The 4049-nt window shown below is 38.5% G+C and carries 5 protein-coding genes and 2 pseudogenes; 5 read left to right on the top strand and 2 right to left on the bottom strand.

Annotated elements, in window-relative coordinates:
• The 4 genes from PVV64_RS10035 to PVV64_RS10020 all read left to right on the top strand — a co-directional run.
• Positions 1–617: lambda exonuclease family protein (locus PVV64_RS10035; RefSeq protein ID WP_273760848.1), on the top strand; the 617-nt coding region annotated here is incomplete at its 5' end.
• 69 nt (positions 618–686) lie between these two features.
• Entirely contained in the window at positions 687–1175 is a 489-nt protein-coding gene (locus PVV64_RS10030) for a DUF488 family protein (protein WP_273760847.1), read from the top strand.
• A gap of 130 nt (positions 1176–1305) precedes the next feature.
• A complete protein-coding gene (locus PVV64_RS10025) occupies positions 1306–1512 on the top strand; it encodes a hypothetical protein (protein WP_273760846.1) in 207 nt (68 codons plus the stop codon).
• Positions 1513–1520: 8 nt separating this feature from the next.
• Positions 1521–2564, top strand: coding sequence for a tyrosine-type recombinase/integrase (locus PVV64_RS10020; protein WP_273760845.1), 1044 nt, complete (start codon positions 1521–1523; stop codon positions 2562–2564).
• Between the two features lie 198 nt (positions 2565–2762).
• Here the strand turns inward: PVV64_RS10020 and PVV64_RS10015 are convergent, their stop codons facing one another.
• Positions 2763–2966 carry an AlpA family transcriptional regulator gene (locus PVV64_RS10015; RefSeq protein ID WP_273760844.1) on the bottom strand — a complete coding sequence of 68 codons (204 nt, stop codon included), beginning with the start codon at positions 2964–2966 and terminating at the stop codon, positions 2763–2765.
• A 71-nt stretch (positions 2967–3037) separates the two neighbouring features.
• Positions 3038–3319 (bottom strand): annotated as a pseudogene (locus tag PVV64_RS10010) (exonuclease); the annotation flags it as partial.
• Between PVV64_RS10010 and PVV64_RS10005 the strand changes: the two are divergent.
• Positions 3302–4049: pseudogene (locus PVV64_RS10005) on the top strand (hypothetical protein); the annotation flags it as partial. The pseudogenes PVV64_RS10010 and PVV64_RS10005 overlap by 18 nt on opposite strands.

The raw sequence follows: 4049 nt of genomic DNA, 5'->3' as shown, positions 1-4049 counted from the left end.
AAAGAACAGAAGAATGGTTTCAAGCACGGTTAGGCAAAGTCACCGCTTCAAACATTTACAACATACTCAGTAAAACAGCTAAAGGAACACCCACAAGCAAATATGAGGATTACAAAATCAAACTCATCACAGAGCGATTAACGGGAGAAATAAGCCAATCTTATACGACACCTGCTATGCAATGGGGCATTGAACACGAAGAGGACGCACTAAAAGCATATGCATTCATTTATGACGCTGAAGTCATAAAATGCGGTTTCATACAACATCCCACAATAGAAATGGCTGGTGCTAGTCCTGATGGCTTTGTTGGAAATGATGGTTTAGTGGAGATCAAGTGCCCTCAACAAATCAACCACATACGCTTCTTTATAGATGACAAGATCAAGCCTGAATATATCGCACAAATGCAATTTCAAATGGCTTGTACGGGACGTAAATGGTGCGATTTCATGAGCTATAATCCACAATTCTTAGGCAAATCATCTCCCTTGTGCATGAAAGTCAAACGGATCAATCGTGATGAAAAACACATTGAAGAAATCAATCAAGCTGTCGAAGCTTTTTTAGCAGAAATAGAACAAGACATGACAAAGATCTTGACCAAAGCTGCTTAACCTCATGGGGGTGCTTTGTTAATTGCATGCCTCCTAGCACCCCCGCCCTTTCGCATAAGGAAATTAAACATGTGTAACACCAAATATGCGGCTATTCACCCTGATAACGATGAGAAACCTTGCTTTTTTACCATTGGTTATGAGGGGAAATCACTCGACCGTTATCTGAATTGCCTTATAGAAAACGATATAAAAGCTTTGTGTGATGTTCGTAAAAATCCTATAAGTAGAAAACATGGTTTTTCGAAAAGACAATTAGAGAAAGCTGTAAATAACATTGACATTGAATATATGCACATTCCTGAACTTGGAATTGCCTCTGAGAAAAGACGTAATCTGAAAACACGAGAAGATTATGAACGTCTTTTTGAAGATTACCAAAATATAACCCTGAAAAATAATCCTCATGCAATAGAAAAATTATACCAGCTTTTTTTGGACAAAAAACGTGTTGCCATTACTTGCTTTGAATCTGATGTGTGCATGTGTCATCGAGGACAAATTGCAAAGGCTCTTACACAACGACAAGGTTGGAAATATAAAATTAAACACATCTAATAAATAACTTGCAGACTTTTAAACTGGAGATGTCATAAGACACCTCTATCCCCGCCCTTTCATAACAAATTTTAATAAATGCGTGATTCATGCCACGGGTGAATTGCACTTCAAATTAGGGAGAAAAGATATGGCGCCACGACCAGCTATCATAACCCAGCCAACCATTGCACGGGCTTTAAGAGAAGCTAAAAAGCAAGGGTGCGAACTCATAGAAATCAAACCTACCGGCGAACTGCTTATCTATCTTAAAGACAATATCCCATTACCAAACTCAACTAATCATTCTGACAAATCATGGAATTTGTCGCCTGATGATTATGATATCGTCTTATAGGGTTCACCATGCCAAAACCACGTCCTCCTCACCTTGTGAAACAAATTACACAACATGGTAAAATTGTATGGTATGTCCGTATTGGTCATGGAAAACGTATTAGAATACGCGGAACCTATGGAACGCAAGAGTTTGTTGACAATTACAAAAACGCTCTTGCCGAATTACAAGGGATAATTCCTCCTAAACCTAAAGTTGGTAAACTGATTGAAGGGACATTTGCATGGCTACTCAAACAGTATTTTAATAGCGTCAATTGGTACAGCCTCGCTAAAGCAACAAAAAGACAACGAGAACTCATCCTTATGAAGGTATGCGATAGTATAGGAAACATACCATACCAAGCAATTGATAAGAAACATATCATAGCTGGTGTTGAACGACGCAAAGAAACACCGGCAATGGCTAGAAACTTTCTGAAAGCCCTTAATGGACTTTTTAATTGGGCAATTGAACAAGGTCTTTTGGAAACTAATCCAACAGTAGGAGTAAAAAGACCAGCTCTTAGCAATAAAGATGGCTTTGCTGTTTGGACAGAAGAAGATGTTGAAAAATACTACCAATGCTGGTCACATGGGACCCATGAACGTGTTTGGATTGACGTTCTTCTTTACACGGGCTTGCGTCGTGGTGATGCGGTTCGTATTGGTTGGAAAGACGTCAATGATAATATCATCCATCTCAAAACAGAAAAAAGCAAATTCCAAACAGATGTCTTTCTTCCTATTTTACCAGAATTAGCAGAGACACTTAAAATTGGTCCTGTTGGAGAAGAAACATTCATCTGTAGTAAAACTAATCAAAAATTTATCAAAGAAAGCTTTGGTAATGCATTTAGAGATGCTTGTAATGCGGCTGGAATTAAAAAATCAGCACACGGTTTGCGAAAATTAGCAGCAACACGCGCCGCTAATTCCGGTGCAACAGTATCACAATTGAAAGCAATTTTTGGCTGGACAGAAGACCAAATGGCATCTCTTTATACAAAGAGCGCAGACCGCAAAAGGCTAGCTCTTGAAGCGATAAAAAAGCTCCAAAAAGATGGGGGATAGAAACAAAAAATAATAATAAAATCAAGATTCAACTATTCCCTCATTATTACAGTAACATATTAATTTTATTTGCATTCTATTGGCTCTCTGGGGGCACCATTTTATATATTCAACACGCTGTAATATATAGATTTTTTCTTTAAAGAGCTATTTTCAGACCACCTTTTAGACCACCTTCTACGGTTTATACAATCTTACCTATTTTGCTCCTATTTGCTCCTTATTTTTCTTTGGAGTGAAGGCTAAGATCTCTTTCTTTCTCCACCTTACTGCTCTCCCTAGCTTATATGGCTCCGGAAATAACCCCTGAAGCACCCAATTGCGAATCGTTGTTGTGGATACACTAAAAAGCTGTGCACACTCACGTGTTGTTACATATCTATCTCCATCATCAAATATCATCTCATTACCTTTCTCTTTTTTTATGTTAATTAAATGGGCGGGGGTCTAGGGGGGAAGCATCCCCATAAACTTTAAGCAGCTTTTGTCAAAATCTTCCTCATGTCTCGCTCTATTTCTGCTAAAAAAACTTCAACAGCTTTATTAATCTCTTCAATGTGTTCCTCATCACGGGGGACGCGTTTGATTTTCATTCTCAAGCCAGTAGATCTGCCTAAAAATTGCGGATTATAACTAATGAAATGACACCATTTGCGTCCTGTGCATGCCATTTGAAATTGCATCTGCGCGATATATTCAGGCTTAATTTCGTCATACATAAAAAAACGAAGATGGGTCGTGGATTGTGGAACACGCGCGTTGAAGAAGAGCTAAACGATTTTGCTGATAAAAAAGAGCACATATCGCAAGTTGTAGTGAGGCTGGTAAAAAAGGTGCACAAGCAAAAAATAATATAAAACAACATATTAATAATTTTGCTGAAGCAAATGACAAGCAAAACGTTTTTTTTGCTGAAGCAAACGCTAAGCAAAATCAAGCTATAAAGAACCAGAATAAGAATATATATAAAAAAACTAAAACTATCGTTTTAGCAAAAAAAGAAATTGGTTCTGAAAGTTTAGAAACAAACGATTTGGTTGACGAGCCAACAGAGGTTGCTGCTGTTGAGACCACATCAGAGCAAATCACAACCTCATCAGACAACCAACCTCCCATTCACGAGCAAGAGAACGTTTCGAAAAAACCAAAACGTTCAAAAGCTCATCGAGGCTCTCGATTGCCTGATGATTTCGAACCCGATTACGATTTTGCACTTGCAGAGGGCTTGCCACCAGAGCGTATCAAAGTCGAAATGGCAAAGTTTCGAGATTACTGGCGTTCAAAAGCCGGTGCAAATGCAACCAAAATCGATTGGCAAGCAACATGGCGTAATTGGGTAAGAAATTCAAAAAAATACGAAATCAATCAACAAGGTGGCAACTATGGAAATTGCACTCAAAAGCAAAAAAGCATTGGTGAACGCATCGCAGACAGCATCATGGATATCGGAAATCGAGGGTACTTTGAAGCATATTCACGCAATGA

The organism is Bartonella sp. ML70XJBT.G, assembly GCF_028618575.1.
In the GTDB taxonomy this organism is placed as follows: Bacteria; Pseudomonadota; Alphaproteobacteria; order Rhizobiales; family Rhizobiaceae; genus Bartonella.
This window is presented reverse-complemented; position numbering and strand designations above follow the sequence as displayed.

Bases quoted from the DNA above. Each gene is read 5' to 3' on its own strand.
- PVV64_RS10030 (WP_273760847.1), top strand. From the start codon at position 687: ATGTGTAACACCAAATATGCGGCTATTCACCCTGATAACGATGAGAAA.
- PVV64_RS10025 (WP_273760846.1), top strand. From the start codon at position 1,306: ATGGCGCCACGACCAGCTATCATAACCCAGCCAACCATTGCACGGGCT.
- PVV64_RS10020 (WP_273760845.1), top strand. From the start codon at position 1,521: ATGCCAAAACCACGTCCTCCTCACCTTGTGAAACAAATTACACAACAT.
- PVV64_RS10015 (WP_273760844.1), bottom strand. From the start codon at position 2,966: ATGATATTTGATGATGGAGATAGATATGTAACAACACGTGAGTGTGCA.